This is a genomic window from Halomonas sp. McD50-4, assembly GCF_022348135.1.
Lineage (GTDB): Bacteria > Pseudomonadota > Gammaproteobacteria > Pseudomonadales > Halomonadaceae > Vreelandella > Vreelandella piezotolerans.
The window spans coordinates 65676-92425 of record NZ_JAKRFG010000001.1 but is presented as its reverse complement, the minus strand read 5'-3'; the positions used below and the strand labels follow the sequence as shown (position 1 = coordinate 92425).

At 56.4% G+C, this 26750-nt stretch carries 26 protein-coding genes; 23 read left to right on the top strand and 3 right to left on the bottom strand.

Annotated features, from left to right (window positions below):
* Positions 1-111: 111 nt before the first annotated feature.
* From MHM85_RS00455 to MHM85_RS00395, 13 genes are all read left to right on the top strand, one after another.
* The gene (locus MHM85_RS00455) at positions 112-387 is read left to right on the top strand and encodes a zinc ribbon domain-containing protein (RefSeq protein WP_139527544.1); all 276 of its coding nucleotides are present in this window, start codon (positions 112-114) and stop codon (positions 385-387) included.
* A gap of 63 nt (positions 388-450) precedes the next feature.
* Positions 451-2232 (top strand): aspartate--tRNA ligase, encoded by a 1782-nt coding sequence (gene aspS / locus MHM85_RS00450; RefSeq protein WP_139527546.1) that lies wholly within the window; start codon positions 451-453, stop codon positions 2230-2232.
* Between the two features lie 97 nt (positions 2233-2329).
* Positions 2330-2881, top strand: a complete 552-nt coding sequence (gene ruvC, locus MHM85_RS00445; RefSeq protein ID WP_139527548.1) for a crossover junction endodeoxyribonuclease RuvC — start codon at positions 2330-2332, stop codon at positions 2879-2881.
* 67 nt (positions 2882-2948) lie between these two features.
* Positions 2949-3557, top strand: coding sequence for a Holliday junction branch migration protein RuvA (gene ruvA, locus MHM85_RS00440; protein ID WP_139527553.1), 609 nt, complete (start codon positions 2949-2951; stop codon positions 3555-3557).
* A gap of 51 nt (positions 3558-3608) precedes the next feature.
* On the top strand, positions 3609-4646 hold the full coding sequence (ruvB, locus tag MHM85_RS00435; RefSeq protein ID WP_139527555.1) for a Holliday junction branch migration DNA helicase RuvB: 1038 nt from the start codon (positions 3609-3611) through the stop codon (positions 4644-4646).
* On the top strand, positions 4643-5041 hold the full coding sequence (ybgC, locus tag MHM85_RS00430; RefSeq protein ID WP_139527557.1) for a tol-pal system-associated acyl-CoA thioesterase: 399 nt from the start codon (positions 4643-4645) through the stop codon (positions 5039-5041). The genes ruvB and ybgC overlap by 4 nt, the downstream gene beginning before the upstream one ends.
* Before the next feature lie 28 nt (positions 5042-5069).
* Positions 5070-5765: a protein TolQ gene (gene tolQ, locus MHM85_RS00425; protein ID WP_139527559.1), complete on the top strand. Its 696-nt coding sequence runs from the start codon at positions 5070-5072 to the stop codon at positions 5763-5765.
* An 11-nt stretch (positions 5766-5776) separates the two neighbouring features.
* Positions 5777-6214 (top strand): protein TolR, encoded by a 438-nt coding sequence (tolR, locus tag MHM85_RS00420; protein ID WP_139527561.1) that lies wholly within the window; start codon positions 5777-5779, stop codon positions 6212-6214.
* A gap of 13 nt (positions 6215-6227) precedes the next feature.
* Positions 6228-7409: a cell envelope integrity protein TolA gene (gene tolA / locus MHM85_RS00415; protein WP_139527562.1), complete on the top strand. Its 1182-nt coding sequence runs from the start codon at positions 6228-6230 to the stop codon at positions 7407-7409.
* Positions 7409-8695 carry a Tol-Pal system beta propeller repeat protein TolB gene (tolB, locus tag MHM85_RS00410; protein ID WP_239286380.1) on the top strand — a complete coding sequence of 429 codons (1287 nt, stop codon included), beginning with the start codon at positions 7409-7411 and terminating at the stop codon, positions 8693-8695. The genes tolA and tolB overlap by 1 nt, the downstream gene beginning before the upstream one ends.
* 45 nt (positions 8696-8740) lie before the next feature.
* Complete coding sequence (gene pal / locus MHM85_RS00405) at positions 8741-9280, top strand: peptidoglycan-associated lipoprotein Pal (protein WP_139527566.1); 540 nt, start codon at positions 8741-8743, stop codon at positions 9278-9280.
* 47 nt (positions 9281-9327) lie between these two features.
* Positions 9328-10137, top strand: coding sequence for a tol-pal system protein YbgF (gene ybgF / locus MHM85_RS00400; protein ID WP_139527568.1), 810 nt, complete (start codon positions 9328-9330; stop codon positions 10135-10137).
* Between the two features lie 33 nt (positions 10138-10170).
* Positions 10171-10932, top strand: coding sequence for a YciK family oxidoreductase (locus MHM85_RS00395; RefSeq protein WP_139527570.1), 762 nt, complete (start codon positions 10171-10173; stop codon positions 10930-10932).
* Between the two features lie 12 nt (positions 10933-10944).
* Here the strand turns inward: MHM85_RS00395 and MHM85_RS00390 are convergent, their stop codons facing one another.
* Both MHM85_RS00390 and ubiG read right to left on the bottom strand, forming a co-directional pair.
* Positions 10945-11619 (bottom strand): HAD-IA family hydrolase, encoded by a 675-nt coding sequence (locus tag MHM85_RS00390; RefSeq protein WP_139527755.1) that lies wholly within the window; start codon positions 11617-11619, stop codon positions 10945-10947.
* On the bottom strand, positions 11619-12362 hold the full coding sequence (gene ubiG / locus MHM85_RS00385; protein ID WP_139527572.1) for a bifunctional 2-polyprenyl-6-hydroxyphenol methylase/3-demethylubiquinol 3-O-methyltransferase UbiG: 744 nt from the start codon (positions 12360-12362) through the stop codon (positions 11619-11621). The genes MHM85_RS00390 and ubiG overlap by 1 nt, the downstream gene beginning before the upstream one ends.
* A gap of 194 nt (positions 12363-12556) precedes the next feature.
* Between ubiG and MHM85_RS00380 the strand changes: the two genes are divergently transcribed.
* The 6 genes from MHM85_RS00380 to MHM85_RS00355 all read left to right on the top strand — a co-directional run bounded on the left by MHM85_RS00380 (position 12557) and on the right by MHM85_RS00355 (position 21819).
* Positions 12557-13849 (top strand): nucleotide sugar dehydrogenase, encoded by a 1293-nt coding sequence (locus MHM85_RS00380; protein WP_139527574.1) that lies wholly within the window; start codon positions 12557-12559, stop codon positions 13847-13849.
* A gap of 9 nt (positions 13850-13858) precedes the next feature.
* Entirely contained in the window at positions 13859-14692 is an 834-nt protein-coding gene (locus tag MHM85_RS00375) for a hypothetical protein (RefSeq protein WP_219863741.1), read from the top strand.
* A gap of 65 nt (positions 14693-14757) precedes the next feature.
* Positions 14758-16608, top strand: a complete 1851-nt coding sequence (locus MHM85_RS00370) for an autotransporter assembly complex family protein (protein WP_139527578.1) — start codon at positions 14758-14760, stop codon at positions 16606-16608.
* A 9-nt stretch (positions 16609-16617) separates the two neighbouring features.
* Complete coding sequence (locus MHM85_RS00365) at positions 16618-20661, top strand: translocation/assembly module TamB domain-containing protein (RefSeq protein ID WP_239286379.1); 4044 nt, start codon at positions 16618-16620, stop codon at positions 20659-20661.
* Positions 20662-20671: 10 nt separating this feature from the next.
* Positions 20672-21289, top strand: a complete 618-nt coding sequence (gene msrA / locus MHM85_RS00360) for a peptide-methionine (S)-S-oxide reductase MsrA (RefSeq protein ID WP_139527580.1) — start codon at positions 20672-20674, stop codon at positions 21287-21289.
* Positions 21290-21375: 86 nt separating this feature from the next.
* Complete coding sequence (locus MHM85_RS00355; protein ID WP_231125611.1) at positions 21376-21819, top strand: cytochrome c; 444 nt, start codon at positions 21376-21378, stop codon at positions 21817-21819.
* Positions 21820-21879: 60 nt separating this feature from the next.
* Here MHM85_RS00355 and can read toward each other — a convergent pair whose 3' ends face one another.
* Positions 21880-22527, bottom strand: a complete 648-nt coding sequence (gene can / locus MHM85_RS00350) for a carbonate dehydratase (RefSeq protein ID WP_139527584.1) — start codon at positions 22525-22527, stop codon at positions 21880-21882.
* 170 nt (positions 22528-22697) lie between these two features.
* Between can and gorA the strand changes: the two genes are divergently transcribed.
* The 4 genes from gorA (at position 22698) to MHM85_RS00330 (ending at position 26724) form a co-directional block, all read left to right on the top strand.
* Positions 22698-24080 carry a glutathione-disulfide reductase gene (gene gorA / locus MHM85_RS00345; protein ID WP_219863739.1) on the top strand — a complete coding sequence of 461 codons (1383 nt, stop codon included), beginning with the start codon at positions 22698-22700 and terminating at the stop codon, positions 24078-24080.
* 226 nt (positions 24081-24306) lie between these two features.
* Positions 24307-24885, top strand: a complete 579-nt coding sequence (ectA, locus tag MHM85_RS00340) for a diaminobutyrate acetyltransferase (protein WP_139527588.1) — start codon at positions 24307-24309, stop codon at positions 24883-24885.
* 87 nt (positions 24886-24972) lie between these two features.
* Positions 24973-26241, top strand: a complete 1269-nt coding sequence (ectB, locus tag MHM85_RS00335) for a diaminobutyrate--2-oxoglutarate transaminase (protein WP_219863737.1) — start codon at positions 24973-24975, stop codon at positions 26239-26241.
* Between the two features lie 90 nt (positions 26242-26331).
* Positions 26332-26724, top strand: coding sequence for an ectoine synthase (locus MHM85_RS00330; RefSeq protein WP_139527592.1), 393 nt, complete (start codon positions 26332-26334; stop codon positions 26722-26724).
* Positions 26725-26750: the final 26 nt, after the last annotated feature.

Here is a 26750-nt window from a genome sequence, read left to right as displayed (position 1 = left end):
CTTGGAATTTATCCTGGCAGGCCACATATTGTCAGCCTGATAACGTCGGGTGAACCGCGATACCGACAAGACGAAACCTGTTGGAGTTGAGCTTTTTCAGGAGCCATCAACATGCCCATCTATGAGTACGAGTGCAAGGCCTGCGGCCATCGCATGGAAAAACTTCAGAAAATTAGCGCAGATCCGTTAAAAAGCTGCCCTGCATGTCAGCAAGATGATCTGGAGCGCTTGGTCTCTGCAGCCGGGTTCCGCTTAGCGGGTGGCGGTTGGTACGAAACTGATTTCAAGACAGGCAGCAAAAAGAATCTTGCTGCTGAAGGACAAGCTTCCGGTAGCGCGAAAAGCGATGCCAGCAGCACGTCAACAAACAAAGGCGCCGCGGCATAGCCGCGGCTGTCAGGGCCATGGCCCAAGACAACTTAATTGCCACGAAACAGAACAGGATGTGACATGCGCAGCCATTATTGCGGCCAGCTTAACGAAACATTGGTGGATCAAACGGTCACCGTTTGCGGTTGGGTTCACCGCCGTCGTGACCACGGTGGGGTTATTTTTCTCGACATGCGCGACCGTGACGGTATCGCCCAGTTCGTCGTCGACCCCGATACCGCCGAGGCGTTTGCTAATGCCGATCGTGCTCGCAGTGAATACGTTCTGCGCATCACTGGCCGCGTTCGGCTGCGCCCCGAAGGCACTCAGAACCCCAACATGCCCACCGGCATGATCGAAGTGCTGGCAAAAGACGTCGAGGTGCTCAATACCGCCGCAACGCCGCCTTTCCAGCTCGACGAGCATGGCAAAGTCGGTGAAGAAGTGCGTTTGAAGCATCGCTATATCGATTTACGTCGGCCCGATATGATCGAGAAACTGCGTCTTCGTTCGCGTATTTCACATAGCGTTCGTGCCTACCTGGAAAACCAAGGATTCTTGGACATCGAAACGCCGGTACTGACCCGTGCCACACCTGAAGGCGCGCGAGACTATCTGGTACCTAGCCGCACCCATGCAGGCAGCTTCTTTGCGCTGCCGCAGTCCCCCCAGCTGTTCAAGCAGCTGTTGATGGTGGCGGGTTTCGATCGCTACTACCAAATTGCCAAGTGTTTCCGTGACGAGGACCTGCGTGCTGACCGTCAGCCGGAGTTTACGCAGATCGATATCGAAGCCTCTTTCGTGGAAGAGAACGACATCATGGGCATTACCGAAGCCATGATTCGTCAGTTGTTCCAGGAAGTGTTGAGTGTCGAACTTCCCGAGTTCCCGCGCATGACCTGGCAAGAAGCCATGGACCGCTTTGGTTCCGACAAGCCCGACCTGCGTATTCCGTTGGAGCTGACGGATGTCGATGACCTCATGAAGCAGGTGGATTTCAAGGTCTTTTCCGGCCCGGCCAGCGCAGACGACGGTCGTGTGGCGGCGCTCAAAGTGCCGGGTGGCGCCAAGCTTTCTCGTAAAGAGATCGATGAATACACCAAGTTCGTGGGTATTTATGGTGCGAAAGGCCTGGCGTGGATCAAGATCAACGAACGTGCCAAAGGGCTGGATGGCTTGCAGTCGCCGATCGTCAAGTTCATGGAGAACGTCGTCGAAGAGCTGCTGGACCGTGTGGGGGCCGAGGATGGTGACATCATCTTCTTCGGTGCCGACAAAGCGCGTATCGTCAATGAAGCCATTGGTGCGCTGCGCGTCAAGCTCGGGGCCGATCTTGACCTCTACACCCAGGCGTGGGCGCCCCTGTGGGTCGTTGACTTCCCCATGTTCGAAGCCGACGACAATGGCCGCTTAAGCCCGCTTCATCACCCGTTTACGGCACCGTCTTGTTCGCCGGAAGCGTTGAAGGCCGACCCGGCCAAAGCGCTCTCCCGCGCTTACGACATGGTGCTTAATGGTACGGAACTTGGCGGTGGCTCTATCCGTATCCATGACCAAACCATGCAGAGCACCGTGTTCGAGATTTTGGGTATTGGGCAAGAAGAAGCGCAAGAGAAGTTCGGCTTCTTGCTGGATGCGCTGCAGTACGGCGCACCGCCCCACGGCGGCCTTGCCTTTGGTTTGGATCGTCTGGTCATGCTCATGGCGGGCGCAAAAACCATTCGTGAAGTCATTGCCTTCCCGAAAACGCAAAGTGCGGCTTGTTTGATGACCGACGCCCCGGGTGAGGTCAGCGCTGACCAGCTCAAAGAGCTCAACATTCGCTTGCGCCAAAAAGTAAAGGCGGATGCTGCGGGCGAATAAGATCGCCTTATCGCATTGACGAGTCAAACACCGACGCGCCAGCGTCGGTGTTTTTGTTTCAGGTAGTACTAAAGGAAGAGGGCGAAGAGAAGTGTCCATGGACGAAAGACAGCCCCCTGCGACGATTAGAATTCTGGGGATCGATCCAGGTTCCAGGATCACCGGGTATGGAGTGATTGACCTAGTAGGGATGAAGCCACGCTATGTAGCCAGCGGCTGCATTCGAACGGCTGAGGGAGCGCTAGAGCAGCGCCTGGCTCAGATTTATGCAGGGATTGGCGAGGTGATAGGGCTTCATCGCCCCGATGCCGTCGCCGTCGAGCGGGTGTTTATGGCCAAAAATGCAGACTCCGCGCTGAAACTCGGTCAAGCCCGTGGAGCGGCGCTGGTCTGCCTAGCGAACCATGGATTAAGCATTGCCGAGTACGCAGCGCGGCAGATCAAACAGGCGGTAACCGGGCAAGGGGGAGCCGATAAAAGCCAAGTTCAGCACATGGTCACTACGCTGCTTGGCCTATCGGCCACCCCCCAAGCGGATGCTGCCGACGCGCTGGCGATTGCCTTGACGCACGCCTATGCAGGGAGTGCGCTCGTCATGGCGACGCCATCTCGCAGTAAACGCCGCGCTACCGGTCGTTGGCGGCTTTAGGGTTACTGGTCATCTGTACAGAGTAGCTTTATAGTGACCGCTACTTCGAATGGCTGTGAGGCAAAGGATGATTGGACGTTTGACGGGCTTATTGCTGGAAAAACAGCCGCCGTGGATGGTGGTTGACGTTCACGGGGTAGGTTACGAGCTCGAAGCCTCAATGAACACCTTCGTGGCGCTGCCAGCCCCTGGCGAGCAGGTGATGCTATATACCCATCTGACAATACGTGACGATGCCCATTTGCTTTATGGCTTTGGACGCGAGCATGAACGGGCATTATTTCGTGCGCTAATCAAAGTCAACGGCGTCGGCCCCAAGCTTGCCTTGGCGATTCTATCCGGTATGGATGAAGACGCTTTTATGCGCTGCGTGCGAGACGACGACAGCAAAGCACTGACGAAGCTGCCAGGAGTGGGTAAAAAAACGGCGGAGCGTTTGATCATCGAAATGCGCGACCGCTTTCCGGATTGGGAGCAGGGCAGTCATGCTCCCCTCGCTTTAGAAGCTACCAGTGGACGAGCCGCGCCTAGAGACCATTTGGCAGACGCAGAAGCCGCTCTCGTCAGCCTGGGTTATAAGTTGACCGAGGCGGCCAAAATGCTCGCCGATGTTGATCCGAACCAGAGCACCGAAGCCCTCATCAAAGCCGCATTGACCAAGCGAATGTCTGGTTGAGCTGTACGGGTATCATGAGTACGCCTTGGTAAGCACTCCAGAAGAGTCACTATGTTAGAACACGACCGATTAATTGCCGCCGAGCCCGAGCAAGGCGAAGTGCGCATCGACCATGCGATTCGTCCCAAGCACCTCAAGGATTATATTGGCCAGCCACGGGTGCGCGAGCAGTTGGAGATTTTCATTGGGGCGGCACGGCTGCGCGAGGAGAGTCTGGACCACACCCTGGTCTTCGGCCCGCCAGGGTTGGGCAAAACGACGCTCGCAAACATCATTGCCACCGAAATGGGCGTCGGGTTGAAATCGACGTCTGGTCCGGTGCTCGAGCGCGCCGGCGACCTTGCCGCCATGCTCACGAATCTCGAGCCTGGCGATGTGCTGTTCATCGATGAAATCCACCGCCTCTCTCCCGTGGTAGAGGAAGTTCTGTATCCGGCGATGGAGGATTTTCAACTCGATATCATGATCGGTGAAGGCCCCGCAGCGCGATCCATCAAGCTGGATCTCCCAAAGTTCACACTGGTAGGTGCCACGACACGAGCAGGACTGCTCACGTCTCCGCTACGCGACCGCTTTGGCATCGTGCAACGCCTCGAATTTTATAACCTCGAAGAGCTAACCGAAATCGTCGCGCGCTCCGCCCGTTTGCTTGGCGTGGAAACCAGCCGTGAAGGGGCCATCGAAGTCGCCCGGCGCTCTCGTGGGACGCCTCGTATTGCCAATCGGTTGCTGCGCAGGGTACGCGACTACGCCGACATCAAGGGCGACGGCGTGGTGGACGTGACGCTCGCCGATGCGGCACTCAATATGCTAAACGTCGATCATCACGGGTTGGATCATATGGACCGACGCCTGCTGCTGGCCATGATCGACAAGTTCGATGGCGGTCCGGTCGGGGTCGACTCACTGTCTGCCGCCATTGGCGAAGAGCGCGATACCATCGAAGACGTTATCGAGCCGTATTTGATTCAGCAAGGCCTAATGATGCGTACCCCCAGGGGACGCGTGGTTACCCGCCAAGCTTGGTTGCACTTCGACCGCGTGCCCCACGAGCATTCGATCAATGCCGAGGGAGAGCGTCGACCATGAGCGAAACATTTAGCATCCCCGTGCGGGTTTATATGGAAGATACTGACGCGGGGGGAATTGTCTACTACGTTAACTACTTGAAGTTTATGGAGCGTGCACGCAGTGAGTGGTTGAGAGATTTAGGCCTCGACCAGCAAACGCTGCTAGACGAAGGTACGCAGCTAGTGGTATACCGCATGGCCTGTCACTATGCCAAACCGGCCCGGTTAGATGAGGCGCTCACGGTGACGGCCAGCATCGCGGAGCAGGGACGCTGCCGAATGACGTTCGCGCAGCAGGTTTTTCGTGAAAAGGAACTCTTGTGCTCTGCCACAGTCGAGATAGCCTGCTTGCACGCAGCAACACTGCGCCCCAAAGCGTGGCCATCATCACTTAACACCGTATCCCGTCGATAACGACACTAATTGATTGAAGAGGGCAACTGTGAACGATAACGCCATGTCCATTCCCCACTTGATAATGAGCGCCAGCACGGTCGTACAGCTGGTCATGTTGCTGCTCGTGGTGGGGTCAATTCTCTCGTGGGTGGTGATTTTTCAGCGCAGTATCGCGCTACGACGAGCCAAGCAGGAGTACAACCAGTTCGAAGAGTCGTTTTGGTCTGGCGTTGACTTGAACGAACTCTACCGTGAGATTCCTGCGGACGATCCTCGGCACGGCGCAGAGCATATTTTTCAAGCTGGTTTTCGTGAGTTCAATCGCTTGATGCCCAAGACTCGCAGTGCTGACACCGTTCTCGAAGGCGTTCAACGCAGCATGCGCGTTGCCTGGTCGCGGGAAGAGGATCGTCTGACTCAGCATCTCGTGTTCTTGGCAACGGTCGCCTCTGCCAGTCCCTATATCGGCCTATTTGGCACGGTGTGGGGCATCATGGGGTCGTTCCAGTCGCTCTCCATGACGCAACAAGCCACGCTCGCCACGGTGGCCCCCTGGATTGCAGAGGCGCTGATTGCCACCGCCATGGGGCTCTTCGCTGCGATTCCCGCCGTTATTTTTTATAACCGTCTCTCCAACAATGCGTCCCGCCTACTGGGCAAATACGAAGACTTTGCTGAGGAGTTTCACGCCATTTTGCATCGTAATCTGCAAGGGCGTGACGGCAAACCTAGCGCTGGTTAAGGGAGTCTGCCATGCAAGGTCCGTTCAATCGTAGTGGCAAAAGCAAGCCGATGGGGGAAATCAATGTCGTCCCCTTCATCGACGTCATGCTCGTGCTGTTGGTCATCTTTATGATTACCGCTCCTATGCTGACGCAGGGTGTGCAGGTCGACCTTCCACAGGTCACCTCCGAGCCTATTGAGACTCAGGAAGATAATGACCCGATCATCATCTCAGTCGATCGAGAGGGCGGCTACTTCATTACGTTGGGTGAGGACTCGACGGCCGTGACGCTCGACGAGATGTCGGAAAGGGTCGTGGCCATTCTGCAACGCCGCCCGGGAACACCGGTCATGGTGAGGGGTGACCGCAATGTACCCTATGGCCAGATCGTTCTTCTGATGAGCACGCTGCAGCGCTCGGGTGTCGCCAACGTGGGGCTGCTTTCCGAGCCGCCGCAAGATGGTTAAGGGCGAGTCGCACATGGCTGTGAAACCACCGCGTGACCCTCAAGACGTTGGCTATACGTGGCCGACGATTTTGGCCATTGCCGTGCACCTGCTCGTCATCGTGTTTAGCTTGATAAAGCTACCCAGTATGACGGCCGAGCCTGACTCCTCTTCGATCGTACAAGCGACGTTCGTGAGCACGGAAACGTTTACCGATCAGGCTCAGCAAGTCACCGAGCAGCAGGCGGCTATGAACAGTGCCACTGAGCCTGAAACGCCCGATCCAGAACCGCCCAGCGAAGAGCCCTCTGCAGAGGAGCAGGCCGCCGCCGAAGCCCAGCGACAAGCGGAGGCCGAAGCGGCTGAACAAGCCCGCGCCCTCGAACAAGCGCAAGCAGAGGCCGAAGCCGAGGCGCAGCGTCGTGCTGAAGAGGCTGAACGGTTGGCCGAACAGCAGGCAGCCGAAGCTCAGGCTCGCGAAGCCGAAGCGCAGCGTGCTCGCGAAGAAGCAGAAGCCCAGCGTCAGCGAGAGGTGGAAGCAGAGCGTGCACGAGCGGAAGCGGAGGCTCAGCGTCAGCGTGAGGCCGAGGAACAGCGCCAACGCGAGGAAGAAGCTCAACGTCAGCGCGAGGCGGAAGAGCAGCGTGCTCGCGAAGAGGAGGCTAGACGTCAGCGCGAAGCCGAAGAGCAGCGCGCACGTGAAGAAGCCGAAGCGCAACGTGCTCGGGAGGCAGAGGCGGAGCGTCAGCGCGAAGAGGAGGCTCGTCGCCAACGAGAAGCAGAGGAGCAGCGCGCGCGTGAGGCAGAAGCCCAGCGCCAACGGGAAGCCGAAGAGCGTCGCGCCGCAGAGGCGGCAGAAGCCGCTATGCAGCGCCAGCTCGCTGGAGAAGCAGAGGCGGCTGCCAATGCTCAGCAAGCACAGCAAGCAGCGAACAGCTTCATCAACATCGTGCGCCGTGCCGTTGAGCAGGCGTGGCTGATTCCGCCCGCTGCGAGTGATTCGATGAGTGCTACGATACAAGTACGGCTTGGCCCATCGGGTGAGCTGTTAGCGACTTCTGTGGCCGCCTCCAGCGGCGACAGTGCATTTGATCGTTCGGCCATGCAAGCGGTCGAGCATGCTGCCCCGTTCAGCGAGTTACGTGACTTGCCAGCGGAGCAGCAGCGTACTTTACGTCAATTTAATCTGCGATTTACCCCGGGGGATGTTCGCTGATGCAAACGTTAAGCAAAGTGTGGCTCTTTTGCGTACTGCTACTGATCAGCAGCGTAGCAAGTGCCAATCTAACCATTGAAATTACCCGCGGCAGTGATCAAGCGCTGCCCATTGGCGTCGTTCCCTTTGCAGGCAACGAAGGCTTACCCGAGGACGTTGCTCAAATCGTGCAAGACGACCTCGAGCGTAGCGGTTTTTTCGCACCGCTCGAGCGTAGCGCCATGTTTGACCGTCCCAGCCAAGCGTCGGACGTCGAGTTTGGCACCTGGAGGTCGCTGGACGTTCGCTACCTCGTCGTGGGGCGTGCCCATCAAACAGGTGGGGGGTATGAGTTACAGTTCGATTTGGTCGACATTAGTGGCCAGCGCCCCATGATCAGTGAAACCGTCACGGCGAGCAGTAACGATCTTCGCGGCGCAGCGCACTACATCAGCGATCAAATCTTCGAAGCCATTACGGATATTCGCGGTGCATTTTCGACGCGCATTGCCTATGTGACGGCTCAGGGGCTGGGCGACAACATGCAGTTTGGCCTGTACGTTGCCGATGCCGATGGCCGCCGCAGTCAGCAAGTATTGACATCCGATCAGCCGATCATGTCACCGGCATGGTCTCCGGATGGCCGCAAACTCGCTTACGTCTCGTTCGAGACTGGCAAGCCATCTATTTACATCCAGGACGTCAATACAGGCCAGCGCGTTCAAGCCACCTCGTTCGACGGCATCAATGGCGCACCGACGTGGTCTCCCGATGGCCGCCGTATCGCCATGTCACTTTCTAAAGACGGTCAGCCGGAAATTTACGTGCTGGACGTGGCCAGTCGTTCTTTGGAGCGTATCACTCAAAGCAATAGTATCGACACCGAACCCGCTTGGTCTCCGGATGGTCGCAGCTTGATTTTTACCTCCGATCGCAGCGGCGGCCCACAAATCTATCAAACCTCGCTGGGTAGTGGAGAGACCAACCGATTGACCTTCACGGGTAACTATAACGCCCGTGCACGCTTTTCACCTGACGGTGAAGAGATCTTTATGATTCACCGTTCGAGCCGCGGTTTCCAAGTGGCCAAGCAAAATCTTGATGGCGGTCGCTTGGTGGTGTTGAGCGAATCCACAAGAGATGAATCTCCTAGTGTTGCACCGAACGGGACCATGGTAATCTTCGCTACCCAACAGGGTAATAGCGGAGTACTAAGTGCCGTTTCAGCCGATGGCCGCTCGTCATTTAGGTTGCCCGCAGCACAAGGTGATGTACGTGACCCTGCGTGGTCGCCTTTCTTAAATTAATAGATGAACAGCACTAATCTCTGTTTTCAGGCAAGGAGTCTGATTATGCAACTTAAGCCGTTGGCTCGCTCATTGGCAGTCGCGTTATCTATCGTAGTGATCGCTGGCTGTTCCAGCACCGGCGGAACCCAGGACGGTGACTCGTACGGAAGCCAGGATGGCAGCAGTATGGGTGCTAACACGTCGGGTGTGGGCACAGGTGGTCAGTATGGTTCAACATCGGGTTCAGGCGCTGGCCAGCAGGCCGATTCGCGCATTCCTGAAGTGCGTACGATCTACTTCGATTACGATCGTGACACGATCAAGAGCGAGTATGAATCCGTCGTGATGGCGCATGCGCGCTACCTGCGTGCCAACCCGAATGCCCGTGTGGTTTTGCACGGCCACACCGACGAACGTGGTACTCGTGAATACAACATGGCACTAGGCGAGCGTCGTGCCGGCGCCGTGCAGCGCTTCCTGAACATTCAGGGCGTTTCTCCGTCACAAATGAGCGTAGTTAGCTACGGTGAAGAGCGTCCGGCAGCGAGCGGCCAAAACGAAAGTGCTTACTCGCAGAACCGTCGCGTCGTCTTTAACTACTGATCGTATTGGCGTGTGCAGGCACGCCAATCGCATCGCTCGGAGCTAATATGAATCACAGTCTCAAGCGCTATGTTGAGAGGCTGTGCGGTGCGGGAGCCCTGGCGCTCCCGCTTTCCGTATTGCCCTTATCATTTTTGTCCGGTACAGCGTTGGCACAACAGCCCCTCGTGCAAGATCTCTCTTCTGGTTCTTCCAGCGGCTTTTATCAGCAAACGCAGCGGCAAGAAGCATCGGGTGGCAATCTGGTGCTGTTCAATCAAGTGCAGGAACATCAGCAGGAAATCCAGCAGCTACGGGGCCAAATCGAAGAGCTGCGGCATCAATTGGAGCAATTGCGAAACCAGTCGCAGCAGCAATACCTGGATATCGAAGATCGCTTGATGAGCAGCGCGCCAAGTCAAATCGAGCAGGCCACTCCTGAGGTCGAGCCCGAGGCTGCAGAGCAGGTCGTACAGGCACCTTCCTCGCGAAACGTTTCCGAAGATGCCCAGGCCGACTATCAAGCTGCCTTTGCCCATGTACAAGCCCGCCAATTTGGGGACGCTATTGCGGCGTTCGAGGCCTTTGTGTCCAACCACCCCGATAGCAGCTTGACCGCGAACGGTCATTACTGGCTTGGCGAGCTCTACGCTGCGGAGGGTGAGCTGGACGCTGCAGACCAAGCGTTTACCCGTGTCATCGAGCAGTACAGCGGCAGTACCAAAGTGCCCGATGCGCTCTACAAGCTTGGCTTGGTCAAAGCACGTCAAGGGGAAGCTCAACGCAGTCGTGAACTGTTAGAGCAGGTCCGCGACGACTATCCGCAAAGCAGTGCCGCAGGGTTGGCCAACGATTTCTTACGCCAATCCGCAGGTTAACAAGTGTGAAGAGAAACGCCTCAAGGAAACCTCATGAGCTGTAAAATCGACTATCAACCAGCGCCCAATCTGCTCGAAAATCGCGTCGTGTTGGTAACCGGTGCGGGAGATGGGATTGGTCGCGCGGCGGCATTAGCCTATGCCCGCCATGGGGCTACCGTGGTGCTGTTAGGGCGCACGATTGCCAAGCTTGAACGCGTTTATGATGAAATCGAAGCAGCGGGAGGCCCACAGCCCGCCATTTTTCCGCTCAACTTCGAAGGCGCGACCCTCAAGGACTTCCATGACATGGCAGAAACGCTGGACAAAGAGTTCGGGCGTTTGGATGGCCTATTGCATAATGCGGGATTGCTGGGCCGTATCACTCCTTTCGAGCAGTATAATCCTGAGCTGTGGGAACAGGTGATGCAGGTCAATATCAATGGTCCCATTTGGATGACACAGGCGCTGCTGCCGTTGCTGCAAGCATCCGATGATGCTTCGGTAGTTTTTACGTCGTCTAGCGTAGGGCGGAAGGGCCGCGCTTACTGGGGAGCCTATTCGGTCTCCAAATTTGCAACGGAAGGCTTTGTGGAAGTGCTCGCTGACGAGCTGGATAAGCAGCCCAACGTGCGGGTCAATACGTTGAACCCTGGGGCAACGCGGACACAAATGCGCCGTACCGCTTACCCTGGAGAAGATCCCTTCACGCTGCGCACGCCTGAAGAGATCATGCCAACATATCTATGGCTCATGGGGCCCGATAGTAAAGGCGTCAGCGGCCAGAAATTCGATGCCCAGCCGCCACGCGCCTGACCGTTTCTCTTTTTAAGTCGTTCGGTGGCCGTGCAAAGCGGCCACCAGCTCAGCGCAGGTCGCAAACCATAGGTCGGCGGGCCACTGCTGATAGTCCTCCTCTTCACTGATATAGCCATAGCCCACGGCCACGGCGGTCATGCCAGCCGCTTTGGCGGCTTCCATGTCTCTCACATGATCGCCGACGTACCAACACGCCTCGGGTGGAATGCCCAATCGCTTTGCTGCTTCCCAAAGTGGTTCAGGCGCTGGTTTTTTGACCCTCAAGTCATCAGCACACAACAAAGCCCCCGGGGTAAGCGCCAGCGCCTCGATCAATGGTTCGGTATAGCGGCGTGGTTTGTTGGTGACGATTCCCCACTTACGTGCTTCCCCCTCCCAGGTAATCAACCACTCATCTAGGGGAGCGAACAGTCTGCTATCGACGGCCAAGGCCTGCTCGTACGCATCCAACAAGAACTGCCTGGCCGCATCGTGCTCAGCACTACCCGCCTCCAGTCCGAGTGCCAACGTCACCAATGCGCTGCCGCCATTCGAGACTTGGGCGCGTATGACGTGAAACGGCAAAGGATCTAAACCGTGATGCGCACGCAGTGCATTCGTCGCCGCCGCGAGATCCGGTGCGGTGTCGACCAGCGTGCCGTCCAAGTCGAATAGAATCGCAATGGGGGGAGTAGCTGACGTCATCATTCGCTCACTTTACGGCAATACATCATATAGTTAACCGACACATCGTGGGGCACCAAGCGATAATGACGCGTAATGGGGTTATACGTCAGCCCTGTTTGTTCGCGTACTTCTAGCGCTGACGAGCGTGCCCATTGGGCCATCTCAGAAGGGCGGATGAATTTCGAGTAATCGTGAGTGCCGCGGGGCAATAATTTGAGCACGTACTCTGCGCCTACAATGGCAAACGCGTAGGATTTTGGTGTTCTGTTCAACGTAGAGAAAAACACATAACCACCGGGACGCACCAGTACGCTACAGGCACGAATGACCGAAGCAGGATCAGGGACGTGCTCCAGCATCTCCATGCAGGTCACCACATCGTAATGACCAGGCTGTTCGGCTGCTAAGCCTTCGACGCTAACATGGCGATAATCGACCTCGACCCCACTTTCTTCAGCATGCAAGCGGGCAACGCCAAGCGGTGCTTCGCCCAGGTCGATACCCGTCACATGGGCACCTCGATGGGCCATCGCTTCACTCAGAATGCCGCCACCGCAGCCAACGTCTAAGACCTTTTTTCCGGCAAGCCCCGCTCTGGCATCGATAAAATCAAGTCGCAGTGGATTGATATCGTGGAGCGGTTTGAATTCACTGTTTGGATCCCACCAGCGACTGGCAAGTGCTTCAAATTTCGCAACTTCTGCGGCGTCGACGTTGTCTTGGTGGCGCCCAGTAGTGCTATCCTGAAGTGTCTCTGGCATGGTGTAACCCCTATCAGCGATGAATGGTGAGTAGTCGATGCGCCCTTGGCCATTGTTAGGCGAGGTGCCATCCACTCTTACGTTGAGTATGATGGTTATTCTAACCACTCCTGGCGTGGAACGCATGGAAAGGAACGCAGCATGAGGCCTAACACTTTATTTTACCGGCGCTTATCGGATAAGGAGAGCCGCTGATGAAGGTACTGCTGCATGGAAGTGAGCTCAGCGCGGCCACGGCGGCGGCCGCCCTGGCCTGGGTCGGACACCGTGTAGATTGGCTGCTCCACGACAGCGTTCCGTGGTCCACTCTGGTCAATGCAGATTGGCTGCGGCGCGAGCCTTCTCTCATGGGGCATATCGAACAGGCCATGGCTGCTGGTAACTTACGTGTCATCGACGCCCCGGAGATGTGTAAGACGCCCGATGTTGTTTGGCTAGGGCTCTCTCCTAGCCAGCGACAAGCGGCCAGCACGCTTCTCGGGCACGGCATGTTCGACGCCTACAGTGGGGCAGTATTGGTCAATAACTCGACGTTCCCGGTAGGCGAGACGGAACGGCTGCACTCTCTCATGGGGCAGCAGCATAGTCGTGTTGCCCTGCCTGATACATTAGAGGAAGGACGTGCATGGCAATCGTTTACGCGGCCCATGCGCTGGCTGCTGGGTTGTGATGACGCCAAGGGCGAACAGGTGACTCGAGAGCTACTGCGCGCTTTCAACCGTCGTAGCGAAGTGTTTCAGTGTATGCCTTGTCGGGCAGCGGAACTGACCAAGCTGGCCATCAATGGCATGCTCGCGACACGCATTAGCTACATGAATGAGATTGCTGGGTTGGCGGACACGCTGGGAGTCGATGTCGAACACGTTCGCCAGGGAATGGGGGCCGATACACGTATCGGTTTTGAGTACCTCTATCCGGGCTGCGGCTTCGGCGGGCCCAATTTTTCGAGGGATTTGATGCGCCTAGCCGACGTACAGTCCGCTAGCGGACGTTACTCGGCGTTGCTCGAGCAAGTCATGGACATCAATGAGCAGAAGAAAGAGACTCTGTTCAGAAAACTATGGGGGTTCTTCGAAGGCGATCTAGCGGGTAAAACCGTGGCGATATGGGGAGCGGCCTTCAAGCCCGGCACCGCACGCATCGACCACGCGCCGGTGCTCACGTTGCTCGAAGCCTTGTGGGCACAGGGCGTCACGGTCAAGCTCCACGACCCGGCCGCCACTCATGCGCTGCACGCTACCGTTGGCCAGCGGGACGGTCTAATGACTTTCGACGCAGATCCCTATTTGGCTTGCCAAGATGCGGATGCGTTGATGTTAGTGACCGAATGGAAGGCCTACTGGAACCCCGATTGGCATCGCTTAGCGAGTCTCCTCAACGCAAGGCTTATTTTGGACGGTCGTAACATTTACGATCCGGCTTTTGTGGCGAGCTGTGGCCTGCATTACCGAGGGATTGGGCGCCGCGCCGATCCAACGACGCTTTAAGGAAACATCATGTCTGACGCGACTTCATCTCAGCGTATCGTTCCCGATGTGGATCAAAGCCTGACGGCGCATCATTTACGTCATCGCAGAGGCCCGAAGCTTTGGCCCCTGTGGCTCATGTTAGTGTTGATTCTACTTCTCTTGGGAGCTGCGGCGGCGGGATTGTGGTACGAGAGAGAACGGCTGCTGGGCGAAGTACATCGCGTTAGTGGTGAAGTCTCTAATCTACACGCCAGGCTGGACTCAGGTGACACGGATGCTCAGGATGCGTTAACCTTTGTACAAGCTCAAATGACGACGCTGTTTCAAGAGCAGGAGCAGCTCTCCATTGCGCTCACCAATACCCGGGAAGAGCTCTATGGGCTGCTGACGGATAATGAGGAGCTAGTCTCCGATGAAGCACTGGAGCCACTCGCTTTACAGTTGGAACAAGTCCAAGAGCAAGCCGAGTTACGCGACCGCCAGCTCGCCTCGATACGCTCTTCGTTGGATGCGTTGGAGCAAGCAGGAACGTCAGGGCGGCAAAATTTGGTCGAAGAAGTAGCGCATTTGGAGAACGTTCTGGGGCAGCGTCTGACCTCCATGGAGCGCCAAGTTTCCAGCGACCGAGAAGCACTAGAGGCACAGTTTCAAAACTGGCAGGCAGAGGTCGAGCAGCAGTTGACTCAGCTATCAAACGACGTGACGGCCGTTGCATCAGCCGATGAATCTGCCACTCAGGCGGAGCTATCGGCCCTTCAGGAGCAGTGGTCTCAACGCTTGAGTACACTCGAAAGCGACGTCAGGCAGGTCCGCCAAGCGCAGCTTGCCTTTAGCGCGCAGATGGAGATGCTGAGAAATTAAGTACCTGTTTATGCGGTCAAGTGTAGTCGCCACACAGCCGGTCATGGGGTTAGGGATATCACGGTATGGGAAGACAACGGCATTGGCCCTCGGCCAAACAAATGGCCTGTGTAGTGACACTGCCACTTTTATCGGTTGCCACCTCCACATGGGCGTTAGAGGCGGCTATTAGCGGTGTCAGCGGTCAAGTCTCCGATAACATCGGTGCTTACTTGGAAACTATCGACGCCGAACAATACACCGACACGCGTTTAGAGGGGGAAATTCGCCAGCGTACCCAAGAGGCCATGCGCGTATATGGCTACTATGAGCCCGACGTCACGGTGGATCTAAACGCGACGCCTATTTCCATAAGCATAGAACCAGGCCCACAAGTCACGATCGAAGTGCTCGACATCACCCTCAATGGAGATGCTAACGACGATCCACCGTTCCAAGAAGCGCTAGATGACTTTCCTCTCAAAGAAGGCGACCCTTTACGTCATGCTCCATGGGATAACTTGCGCTCGCAGTTCGCTGGGTTAGCGATCGAACGCGGCTATTTCGACTGGGGCTTCTCCGACCGTAGAATGGAAGTCCGTCCTTATTTGGAAAGCGCGCGTCTCTACATGACCTTCGATAGCGGCCCTCGTTATCAGTTTGGCGAGACGTTGATCACGGGCAGCCATATCCAGCCCGAGCGGTTACGTGAAATGCAAACCTTCGAAACAGGGGACCCTTACCTCGCCGAGTCGCTAGCCCGCTATAATCAGCGGCTGGCGGAAACAGGTTGGTTCAGTTCTGTTTCTGTGCGGCCACGCTTGGAAACCGCGCAAGAATTGACGATCGCTCCTCCCAGCGGTGGATCTCCCTGGTGGAACGAAGCGACGGCATCGCAGCCCCAGCGTCCGCGACTGAGCAGCGCAGCACTGGCCAGCGCACTGAGCATTCACAGCCACAATGACACTCGGCTTCCCATCGACATCAATGTAGAGCCCGCTGATCGACACCAATTCGAAGTGGGTGTGGGCTTTGCTACCGACGTGGGCCCCCGTCTCCGCTTTGGGTGGCAACAGCCCTGGATCAACCGGTTTGGCCATAGCCTCAACCATGATCTCTATGTATCTGCTCCAGAGCAGCGGTTTACCGGTGTGTACAACATTCCTCTCGAAGATCCCCTACGTGACAGCTACCGTCTCCAATACGGCGTGCGAAACGTCGATGATAGCGACACCCAGTCGTTAGAAGGCACGGTGGAAGTGGCGCGGCGCTGGGAGTTCGATAACCGCTGGGTGCAAACGCTTTACTTCAGAACGACCTATGAAGATTTTACTCAAGGTGGTCAGGCAGACGAAGTTTGGCTGTTCTACCCCGGTATTCAGTGGTCGAGAACCCGCACGCGCCCTCAACGTTTTCCGTTATGGGGCGACCGCCAGCAGCTGTCGATCGAATACTCCGACCGCGCCTGGGGATCCGATGCGCGATTCACCCGGCTCACGGGGGATACTGAGTGGATTCGTATGATCGGTAACGATAATCGCTTTTCTGCACGGTTGAGCATAGGGGCCATTGAGACGGATGACTTTGACAAACTACCGCCTTCGCTACGTTTCTTTGCCGGCGGTGACCGCAGCGTACGTGGCTACTCCTACGAGAGTTTGTCCCCCCGCAACCCAGAAGGGCGTTTACGCGGTGGCCAGCAAATGCTGACGTCGACGCTTGAGTACCAGCGCCGTGTGACCGGAGACTGGTGGGGCGCCACCTTCATCGATGCCGGTGATGCATTCGATAATTGGGGGCCCAATGATCTCAAAACAGGCGCAGGGGTAGGGGTTCGCTGGATCTCTCCTGTAGGGCCTATTCGCTTCGATATAGCCCACCCCTTCGATGTGGACGACGCTTTCCGCGTGCACTTCTCTATCGGTCCGGAATTCTAGGAGAGCGCCTTGACTCAGGTCGATAAACCAACAGCCCCACAGCGTCAGCCGCTCTCGGCCAAACGCCGCCTCTGGTTAGCCCTATGGAGCTTGCTGCGTCTGCTCATCGTCTTCCCGCTATGGGTGCTGGGCATAATCATCATTATGCTCGGCGTTGCCTTGTCGCCTTGGGGGACGGAGCAGCTGTTCTCGCAGGGCGAACAGCGCGGTTTCTTTACCTATGAACAACAAGAGGGCGCGCTTCTCGATCGTTTTCGTCTTCAAGGCTTTCAGATGGCCGTTGCAGGCACTCGGATCGAGATTGATGATGTCGAGCTTGCGTGGGCAGAAGACTGTTTACTCTCCGGTAAGCTTTGCCTGGAGTCACTGCGGATAGAACAGGCTGACATTCGTCTCTCCAGCGGGTCAGGGGCGGAAGAGCCGCCTCAAGAAGAACCGGGGCCTTTAAATATAACGCTGCCGTTTCCCATTGAGCTGCGCGACATCGCATTGAATGACGTGCGGCTTACCCTGGGCGATGGTACTCGTATCGAATGGACAGCATTTACCACCTCGATCTCTGCTGAAGGGCAGCAGGTCACCATTGCACCCACGACGCTCGAATCGCCGTCGATCTACTTGCCGCCATCTCCAGGTGTACTGCTGACGCAAGACACCAACACAGCATTGAGCGCAATTGCCATTGACGCTGCCGTGCAGGCCACTCGCCCCGTCGAAGCTGACGATGGAGCGCCGTTAATTGCGCTGAGCGACCGGGAGCGCCTGTCGCTACCCGAATTCACAATGCCAACCGACGTCGAGTTGGCCTCCTTGCTCGTCACGGATGTCGATATTTCAGGTGCCTTCGAGTACCAGGTCGAGCGACTGTTGTTAGAAGCGCAGGCACGGGAAAGTCGTATCACGCTCAGTACATTGGAGCTTGCCACCCCAGATGCCGATGCCAGTTTAACGGCCGACATCAGTTTGAACGGTGATTATCCCCTGGATGCGGCGCTTCGCGCAGAGCTATGGTTGCCCGACATTTTTCCCGCGCTAAGGGGAGAGCAGGTAGCCCTCGATCTCTCGGGTAGCCTTGCCGACTTGACGGCTGATCTCAGGTTCTCCGGTCAGGTGGGAGCCACGTTGACGGCTCAAGTCGATGCGCTTGCACCCACGCTGCCTTTCGAGGCACGTCTCGAAAGTGATCGCCTGCAGTGGCCGTTGAGCGACCCTTCCAGCGAAGGTGCAGGCAGCGAAGAGACCGATAGTGGCAATGAAAGCCAAAGCGACCCCTATATACTGGAGAACCTCGATCTCGCTGTCAGTGGAAGCCTAGCGTCGTATCGAGTGAACTTGGCCACGGTGGCGCAAGGCCCTCAAGTTCCAACGACCGCCATCGAATTGGAGGGTGAAGGGGATTTGTCTTCTTTCCGCTGGCTCCCGCTCGCGATCACCGTCGATGAGAGCGTTGTGAGCAGTGAAGGCGAAGTGAACTGGTCCGAGGCCATCGCCGTGGACGCACAGGTACGTTTGGATGCGTTGGATCCTTCACTCTTCGTCCCCCAGTTGGAAGGCAATCTCAGCGGCAGCATCGTGGCGAGTGTCCGCCAGCGGGGAGCGCGCTGGGACGTCAGCGTGCCTGAACTCGATATTCAGGGGCGATTGCAGGAGTATCCTCTCACTCTTCAAGCAGAACTCGCCGCCAACAGTGATCTAGAAGTCGATATCCAAACGCTGCTATTCACCCAAGGCAATAATCGCCTGACCGCGTCTGGTCAAATGAGCCAAGAGGCAATGTCTCTAGAGGCCAATATCGCGCTCAACCAATTGCAAAGCCTCCATCCTGATCTAGCCGGGGAGCTGACCGGCGACATTCAGGCACAAGGCAGCTTTACGCAGCCTAACATCGTAGCGAATGTGAACGGCCGCAATCTGCGTTTTGCCGAGAACCGCTTAGCGGTGCTTTCGCTATCTGGAAGAGTGGAAGGTCTGGATGATCCTGACCTACGCATCGACCTGGATGCCCAAGGCGTCAACGCAGCAGGTCAATCATTGGCCTCTGTCGCGTTGGATCTGACCGGCCGACTCTCAGAGCATGCCCTACGCCTTGATGCCACCGGCGACACCAACAATGTTCTAAGCCGCGCGAACGTGGCGCTCAATGGCCGTTTCAACCAACAAGCTCAGCGTTATCAAGCCCGGCTGACACCTCTGGAAGTCGATTCGGAGGCTGGGGACATCCGACTGGAAGAGCCTCTGGACATTACTTACAACCTGGCCAATGGGCAGGCCAACCTCAGCCCGTTTTGTCTGCGTCGCTTGCAGGGAGGGCTAGTGTGCTCTGAAGAGCCAATAACGGCCTCTGCTGACCAAGGGCGCGCCGTGCTGAGCGTGCGCGAGGTGCCTATGGAAATGTTGGAGCCGTTCCTGCCAGAGGAGTGGAGCTTCCAGGGGGACACCACGGCCGATCTAGTCGCTAGTTGGCGTCAGGGCGGCGCACAGTGGCAAGCCAATCTTCAATTATTGAGTGAGTTGGCCATCACTGCGGTTAACGATTATGGCCAGCCCGTCGAGCTACCGGTGATCGATCTCGATACACGAATCGAAGCCAATCAAGCGCAAGCGCAGGCAGACGTGCTGTTATCCCTCTCCGAAGCGGGAGAATTGACGCTCAACTTGGCGGTTAACGACCCTCTAGGTCAGGGTGCCCTAGACGGTCAGCTGCGCGCCAATAACATCACTCTAGCGCCGTATCGCCCCATGGTAGTGGGTATGGACGAGTTAGAAGGCGGCCTGAATGGCACCGTTACCATTGGCGGCTCGACTAGCCAGCCGGACTTACAGGGTGAGCTTGCTCTGCGTCGTTTAAAAGTGAGCGGGCCAGACATTCCCATTGCGATCGTGGATGGTGAACTAGCCGTTGCCTTCGATGGTGAAGAGGGGGAGATCGATGGATTCATTGCCGCAGAACGCGGACGCCTTAACATCAGCGGTAACGCCTATTGGCCCACCGGTGACGCCTGGCGAATCGGGGTCGATCTCAATGCAACACAAGAACCCTTGCTCGTCGTTCTCCCGCAGTTTGGCCGCTTGGAGGCAGCGCCGGACATTCGCATACGCGTCACTCCTGAGCGTCTTCAAGTTCGTGGTAACGTGGACCTCCCCTGGGCGCGTCTGGAGGTCGGTGATTTACCAGCGTCAGCAACATCACCTAGCCCCGATGAGATCATCATCACCGAGCGAGATGACCGCGAGGCCGAGCGCCAAGCACGTCTGGCCGCAGAAGCAGGCAACGACCCCAGCGCGGCCGACGAGTTAGCATCCACCGGCATGGTGCTTGACGTTCTGATCACGCTCAATCTTGGCCGGGATATGCAGATTTCAGCTTACGGGCTGGAATCAGGGCTGAGCGGCAGTCTCGAAGTTCGCCAAGACAGCGGCGCGCTGCAGCTATTTGGCGATGTCAATCTCGTCGATGGCCGTTTCCAAGCCTTTGGCCAGGATCTGTTGATTCGTCGTGGTCAGCTTATTTTCAGTGGGCCACCTGGACTTCCGGTATTGGACTTCGAAGCCATTCGAAACCCTGAAGTCACCGAAGATGACGTGATTGCTGGCTTGCGGGTCACCGGCAACGCAGAGCAGCCGAACGTCATGATCTTCTCCGAACCTGCGATGGACGAAACGCGCTCCCTTTCGTACCTGCTGCGCGGCCGGGCACCGGATGCGTCGGGTGGCGGGATCGACAGCGCGTTGACCACGGCGCTGATCGGAATGTCATTAGGACGGACGGGCGGCGCCGTGGGCTCGATTGGGGAAGCATTCGGTATCGACGATCTTACGCTGGATACCACCGGTGCCGGTGATGATAGCCAGGTCGCCGTGAGCGGTCAGCTCACTGATGACTTACGCATTAGCTACGGTGTAGGTATTTTCTCTCCCATCGCGGAACTTACGTTACGCTACACGCTTTGGCGGAACCTGTATGTTCAAGCAGTGTCTGGAGCTAACCAGGCAGTGGACCTGATCTATAGATTCACCCGTTCGGGCGATCCTTATATTTATCCCCAGCAATAGAGAGGGTGTTATGACGCTATTGACGAAAAAAAGCGCACCAGAAGGGCGCCACACACCTATCGAGACAAGCGACCTTCATACCATTACCGGACACTCGATCCATCCTCCTTATCCGGAAGGACATGAAGAGATCGTGTTCGGTATGGGTTGCTTTTGGGGAGTTGAGCGCCTTTTTTGGCAGCAGCCGGGGGTATATGTCACGGCGGCTGGCTATGCCGGTGGCACGACGCCCAACCCGACCTACAAAGAAACCTGCACTGGCCTGACCGGCCACACCGAAGTCGTCCGGGTCATTTTTGATCCCAAACAGGTCCCTCTAGAGACTCTGCTGCAAATTTTCTGGGAGCAGCACGACCCAACGCAAGGTAATCGCCAGGGTAACGATATCGGCAGCCAGTACCGTTCAGCCATCTTTACCACCACGGACGCGCAGCTGGCGGTCGCTCGGCAGAGTGCCGAAGCCTTTCAGCAGGCCCTTACACAAGCCGGTAAAGGCACTATCACCACAGAAATCAGACCGCTGGACGTTTTCTATTATGCCGAGGCGTATCATCAGCAGTACCTCGATAAAAATCCGGGGGGATACTGCGGCTTGAAAGGCACAGGCGTCACCTGCGCCATAGGGTAAAGGACATCATTATGCAGCATCGATCTTCAAGGGGGCGAAGAGCCCCCCAGTGGGCATGCGTCATGACGCTACTAGGGCTTTTTGCCATGAGTGCAAAGGCTGAGCAGTCTCTCCCTGCAATGCCGCAGACGGCAGAAGATACGCCGTTTGCGAGCGAACGTGAGGCGGTCATTTGGCGCCAAGACGAACTCAAAGACCTGGAGCGTCTGCTCCGGCAGCTTCGCTTCGACTTGGTCAACAATCAGGATGCTCGTGGAGCAGCCCCGCGACTGGCAGAGTTGCAAGAGAAAGCGACCCAAGCCCATTTTTTGCCAGCCTTTATTGCAGGAACCGATGGACGTGGCTCTGACGCCAAGCCAGACATCTGGGAAGAGTGGGAAGATTTTGCTGCCGGGTTCACCGACCTGGAAGAGAAAGTGAGCGTTTTGGTAGAAGCGGCAGAACGGGAAGATTACCGAGCAGCGACGCGCGCGTTTTCCGATGTTGGACTGAGCTGTCGTAGCTGCCACCGAGCTTACCGCTACGACTGACGGCAACGGATCGTGGCGATGGTGGAGCTGTTGCATTAGGGACCGAGAGGAAAATCGCCATCAGTCGCTAGGCTGAACACGGTCGATGCGATACAGCGTTTCGACTTGATCGAGGCCACTGACCGTACAGTTCAAGTCTTTGACGCGGCCGTCGCTCAAGCCATATACCCAGCCGTGTACCGAGATCGACTGGCCGCGTTGCCAAGCTCGCTGCAAGATTTTCGTCCGGCATAGGCTACTGACCTGGGCGTTGACGTTTAGCTCACACATGCGGTCGATCTGCTCCTCTAACGGCAGATGCTCCAGGGTGTCACGATGGCGTGTGTACTGTTCGCGGACCGAGTGTAGCCAGTAGTCCACCACCCCGCATTCTCCGCCGGTCACGGCTGCTTTGATGCCGCCACACCCGTAGTGGCCCACGATCATGATATGGCGCACGTTGAGCACATCGACTGCGTACTGGACCACCGAGAGCGCGTTCATATCGGTATGGTGAAGCAGGTTGGCGACGTTACGGTGAACGAACACTTCGCCAGGCGGCAGAGCAATGATCTGGTTGGCCGGTACGCGACTATCCGAGCAGCCGATCCATAAATAGTCTGGGGATTGTTGGTTCTCCAACCGTTTGAAAAAGTCCGGATCCTCTTTGCGCATGCGCTCAGCCCATGTGCGGTTGTTCTCTAGCAGCGTTGCAATTCGATGAGGCATCCAATCTCCAGGCGGCATTGTTAGTTGAGTTTATTCGGGGGCCAACGGCGTTGTTAACAAACTGTTGTTAACAAACTAAGGAAGGCGTTTTTAACCTCCCTTGCCCGCAAGGTCAATCTTATTAGCGCTTACCCAACCGTGGTAAGTTCGGCAGAGGACAGGAGATAACCATGTCAGCAGAGGCTGCATATGACTTCGATTTATTCGTGATTGGCGCAGGCTCCGGCGGCGTTCGCGCGGCACGTATGGCGGCGGCGGCTGGAGCTCGCGTGGCGATTGCAGAAGATCGTTACTTAGGAGGCACCTGTGTGAACGTGGGCTGCGTGCCCAAGAAGCTCTATTCATATGCGGCACACTTTCATGACAGTTTCGATGACGCAGCGGGGTTTGGCTGGCAGCTGCCATCCCCTGCAACCTTTGATTGGCCGACTCTGAGAGACAACAAAACCAGCGAGATCAAACGACTCAACGGTATCTATCAGCGCATGTTGGAGGGAGCAGGGGTGACGCTCTTCAACGCGCGCGCCCGGGTGACCGATCCGCATACGGTTACTTTGTCCAATGCCGAGGGCGACGTCAGCATCAGTGCCGACAAGATTTTGCTGGCCACCGGCGGCTGGCCTTGGGTGCCTGAGTTCCCTGGCAGCGACCTTGCCTTGACCTCCAACCAGATATTCGACCTGGAAACCTTCCCCGAGCGTTTTTTGGTGCTGGGGGGCGGCTATATCGCCGTTGAGTTTGCGAGCATTTTTAACGGTTTAGGTAGTGAGACGCACCTGATTTATCGAGGCGATCTTTTTTTGAAAGGCTTCGATCAGGAAGTACGAGAATTCACCCGAGACGAGATGGCTAAGAAAGGTGTGAAATTACATTTTGCTGCCAACATTGCGCGTATCGAACAGTCGAACGGCGCGCTGCAAGTGGCACTCACCACGGGTGAAACGCTGGAAGTAGATGCCGTTTTGGCGGCCACTGGCCGCCAAGCCAACGTGACCGGTCTGGGCGTCGAGTCGTTGGGTATCACATTAAATGGTGATGGCAAACTGCCGGTCAATGAGCGTTATGAAACCACGGTGCCTTCGATTCTCGCCTTGGGAGATCTGATCGAGGGGCCTGAATTGACGCCGGTAGCGCTGGCAGAAGCCATGCAATTAGTAGACATTCACTTCCACCAAAAAGCGCCAAGGCCGTTGAATTACGACACCATCCCCACCGCCGTTTTTTGCCATCCTAACATTGGCACTGTGGGACTTTCGGAAGAGGCTGCAAGGGAAAAATTCGATAAAATCCGCGTCTACCGTACCGATTTTAGAGCCATGAAGCATACGCTTTCCGGAAGTCAGGAACGCATGCTGATGAAACTTATCGTCGATGACGCCAGCGACGTAGTCGTAGGTGCCCATATGGTGGGCGAGGAGGCCGGTGAATTGATTCAAGGTATCGCCATCGCGGTACGCGCTGGGCTGACCAAAGAAGATTTTGACCTTACCGTTGGCATCCATCCCACCGGAGCAGAGGAGTTCGTGACCATGCGCACTCCCTCCCGTTATTGAACGGCCTTTTGCTTATGCAAGGCGAGCATCGGCTCGCCTTTTTTGTCTCGCGTAGCGGTCAGCCTGATCTAAACTCATTGAGTGATCTCGCCAAGAGCAGGCGTGGGAGTCGGCCTGTTTGATAACCAAAATTTATGGAAAGTAGGGAGATGAATAATATGGCTTTTGAATTGCTCATAATCAGCTGTTATAATGAAACTCAAATTCGCTACAGCGAAGCATAACCATGAGTACGCCCATCAAGCCGTTTACACCCTCTGCCGAGCTGGCTCGACCTACCGTTGCAGACGCCGTGGTAGGCCATGCAGAAATGCCACTGTTTATTCGTAAGCCTAATGCCGACGACGGTTGGGGCATTTACGAATTGATCAAAGCGTGTCCACCGCTCGACGTGAACTCAGCCTATGCGTACCTGTTGCTGGCGACCCAGTTCCGAGATACCTGCGCCGTTGCCACCAATGAAGAGGGCGAAGTCGTGGGATTCGTTTCGGGTTATGTCAAAGACAACGCGCCAGATACCTATTTCTTATGGCAAGTAGCGGTGGGTGAGAAAGCGCGTGGAACGGGGTTAGCACGCCGTTTGGTAGAAGCCATCATGTCGCGCCCCGAACTGGATGATGTCCACCACCTCGAAACCACCATCACACCTGATAACCAGGCTTCTTGGGGGCTGTTTCGACGCTTGGCAGCGCGCTGGCAGGCTCCCCTCAATAGCCGGGAATACTTCTCCACTGAGCAGTTAGGTGGAGAGCACGACCCGGAAAACCTCGTCCGCATCGGGCCGTTTCAGACGAACCATATTTGATCTGTCGTCTTGAGCGAGCGTTTTCCCGCTCGTGTTGACCTAGCTGCTTTTCTCGCTTGGCTCACAACACTGATATGGAGGTCGCAAATGCAGACCCAGACACTCGAACGCATGGAATCCAACGTTCGTACCTACTCACGTTCGTTTCCCGTTGTTTTTACGAAGGCACAGAATGCACGTTTGACCGATGAAAATGGCCGAGAGTATATCGACTTTCTGGCCGGTGCCGGCACGCTGAACTACGGCCACAACAATCCGCACCTAAAAGAAGCCATGATTGACTACCTGTCCAGTGACGGTGTGGTTCACGGCTTGGATATGTGGACCAGTGCCAAACGCGATTATCTGGAAACACTGGAGAACGTGATCCTCAAGCCCCGCGGGCTCGATTACAAAGTGCATCTGCCAGGTCCGACGGGCACGAACGCCGTTGAGGCAGCCATCCGCTTGGCGCGTGTTGCTAAAGGTCGCCATAACATTGTGACCTTCACCAACGGCTTCCACGGCGTGACCATGGGCGCACTGGCTACCACCGGCAACCGCAAGTTCCGTGAAGCTACCGGGGGGATTCCCACCCAAGGTGCCAGCTTCCTGCCGTTCGATGGCTACATGGGCGAGCACGCGGACACATTGGACTATTTTGAGAAACTGCTGAATGACAAGTCAGGCGGTTTGGACATTCCTGCAGGTGTCATCGTCGAAACCGTGCAAGGCGAGGGCGGCATCAACGTTGCCGGTCTGGATTGGCTCAAGCGCTTGGAGGGCATTTGCCACGCCCACGATATTCTATTGATCGTCGATGACATCCAGGCAGGGTGTGGCCGTACGGGTAAATTCTTCAGCTTCGAGCATGCAGGTATCACGCCGGATATCGTAACCAATTCGAAATCGCTGTCGGGCTTTGGACTGCCATTTGCTCATGTGTTGATGCGTCCTGAACTGGATAAGTGGAAGCCCGGTCAGTACAACGGAACTTTCCGCGGCTTTAACCTAGCCATGGTGACGGCGACTGCAGCGCTGAAAAAATATTGGTCGAACGATACCTTCGAGCGTGACGTGCAGCGTAAGGCGCGTATCGTTGAAGAGCGTTTTCAGAAGCTAGCGGCACTGCTGACTGAAAACGGCATGCCGGCAACTGAGCGCGGTCGCGGTTTGATGCGCGGTATCGATGTCGTGTCGGGTGATATCGCCGATAAGATTACCAGCACGGCCTTCGAACATGGCCTGATCATTGAAACCAGCGGTCAAGACGGGGAAGTCGTGAAGTGCCTATGTCCGCTCACCATTACCGACGCAGACTTGTTGGAAGCACTGGATATTCTGGAAACGTCAGTTAAGACTGTCATTAGCGCGTAGTTGAGCGTTAGTCTAACCGTCCTAACGCCATTACGTCCTTGAATAGGAACGGGCAGCCTGTACGGGCTGCCATGCAACGGAGCACGTTATATGATCGTTCGTAATATTGAAGAAGCTCGTCAAACGGACCGCCTAGTCACCGCGGAAAACGGCAACTGGGATAGCACCCGTCTCGTGCTGGCCAACGATGGCGGAAACTTCTCGTTCCACATCACGCGTATTTTCGAAGGCACCGAGACGCATATTCACTACAAGCATCATTACGAGTCCGTTTACTGCATCGAAGGGGAGGGCGAGGTAGAAACCCTGGCGGATGGCAAAATTTGGCCCATCAAACCAGGCGATATCTATATACTGGATCAGCACGATGAACACCTGCTGCGTGCCCATAAGACGATGCATCTGGCCTGTGTTTTCACGCCGCCGATCACTGGCAACGAAGTTCATCGTGAAGATGGCTCTTACGCGCCTGCTGATGAATAAACTCTTGCTTTGATGTCGCTAGTGAA

Bases quoted from the DNA above. Each gene is read 5' to 3' on its own strand.
- aspS (WP_139527546.1), top strand. From the start codon at position 451: ATGCGCAGCCATTATTGCGGCCAGCTTAACGAAACATTGGTGGATCAA.
- ruvB (WP_139527555.1), top strand. From the start codon at position 3,609: ATGTTAGAACACGACCGATTAATTGCCGCCGAGCCCGAGCAAGGCGAA.
- tolB (WP_239286380.1), top strand. From the start codon at position 7,409: ATGCAAACGTTAAGCAAAGTGTGGCTCTTTTGCGTACTGCTACTGATC.
- MHM85_RS00455 (WP_139527544.1), top strand. From the start codon at position 112: ATGCCCATCTATGAGTACGAGTGCAAGGCCTGCGGCCATCGCATGGAA.
- ubiG (WP_139527572.1), bottom strand. From the start codon at position 12,362: ATGCCAGAGACACTTCAGGATAGCACTACTGGGCGCCACCAAGACAAC.
- MHM85_RS00375 (WP_219863741.1), top strand. From the start codon at position 13,859: ATGTCTGACGCGACTTCATCTCAGCGTATCGTTCCCGATGTGGATCAA.
- gorA (WP_219863739.1), top strand. From the start codon at position 22,698: ATGTCAGCAGAGGCTGCATATGACTTCGATTTATTCGTGATTGGCGCA.
- MHM85_RS00355 (WP_231125611.1), top strand. From the start codon at position 21,376: ATGAGTGCAAAGGCTGAGCAGTCTCTCCCTGCAATGCCGCAGACGGCA.
- ruvA (WP_139527553.1), top strand. From the start codon at position 2,949: ATGATTGGACGTTTGACGGGCTTATTGCTGGAAAAACAGCCGCCGTGG.
- ybgC (WP_139527557.1), top strand. From the start codon at position 4,643: ATGAGCGAAACATTTAGCATCCCCGTGCGGGTTTATATGGAAGATACT.
- MHM85_RS00390 (WP_139527755.1), bottom strand. From the start codon at position 11,619: ATGACGTCAGCTACTCCCCCCATTGCGATTCTATTCGACTTGGACGGC.
- ectA (WP_139527588.1), top strand. From the start codon at position 24,307: ATGAGTACGCCCATCAAGCCGTTTACACCCTCTGCCGAGCTGGCTCGA.
- MHM85_RS00330 (WP_139527592.1), top strand. From the start codon at position 26,332: ATGATCGTTCGTAATATTGAAGAAGCTCGTCAAACGGACCGCCTAGTC.
- MHM85_RS00395 (WP_139527570.1), top strand. From the start codon at position 10,171: ATGAGCTGTAAAATCGACTATCAACCAGCGCCCAATCTGCTCGAAAAT.
- can (WP_139527584.1), bottom strand. From the start codon at position 22,527: ATGCCTCATCGAATTGCAACGCTGCTAGAGAACAACCGCACATGGGCT.
- pal (WP_139527566.1), top strand. From the start codon at position 8,741: ATGCAACTTAAGCCGTTGGCTCGCTCATTGGCAGTCGCGTTATCTATC.
- ybgF (WP_139527568.1), top strand. From the start codon at position 9,328: ATGAATCACAGTCTCAAGCGCTATGTTGAGAGGCTGTGCGGTGCGGGA.
- msrA (WP_139527580.1), top strand. From the start codon at position 20,672: ATGACGCTATTGACGAAAAAAAGCGCACCAGAAGGGCGCCACACACCT.
- ectB (WP_219863737.1), top strand. From the start codon at position 24,973: ATGCAGACCCAGACACTCGAACGCATGGAATCCAACGTTCGTACCTAC.
- MHM85_RS00370 (WP_139527578.1), top strand. From the start codon at position 14,758: ATGGGAAGACAACGGCATTGGCCCTCGGCCAAACAAATGGCCTGTGTA.
- MHM85_RS00380 (WP_139527574.1), top strand. From the start codon at position 12,557: ATGAAGGTACTGCTGCATGGAAGTGAGCTCAGCGCGGCCACGGCGGCG.
- ruvC (WP_139527548.1), top strand. From the start codon at position 2,330: ATGGACGAAAGACAGCCCCCTGCGACGATTAGAATTCTGGGGATCGAT.
- tolR (WP_139527561.1), top strand. From the start codon at position 5,777: ATGCAAGGTCCGTTCAATCGTAGTGGCAAAAGCAAGCCGATGGGGGAA.
- tolA (WP_139527562.1), top strand. From the start codon at position 6,228: ATGGCTGTGAAACCACCGCGTGACCCTCAAGACGTTGGCTATACGTGG.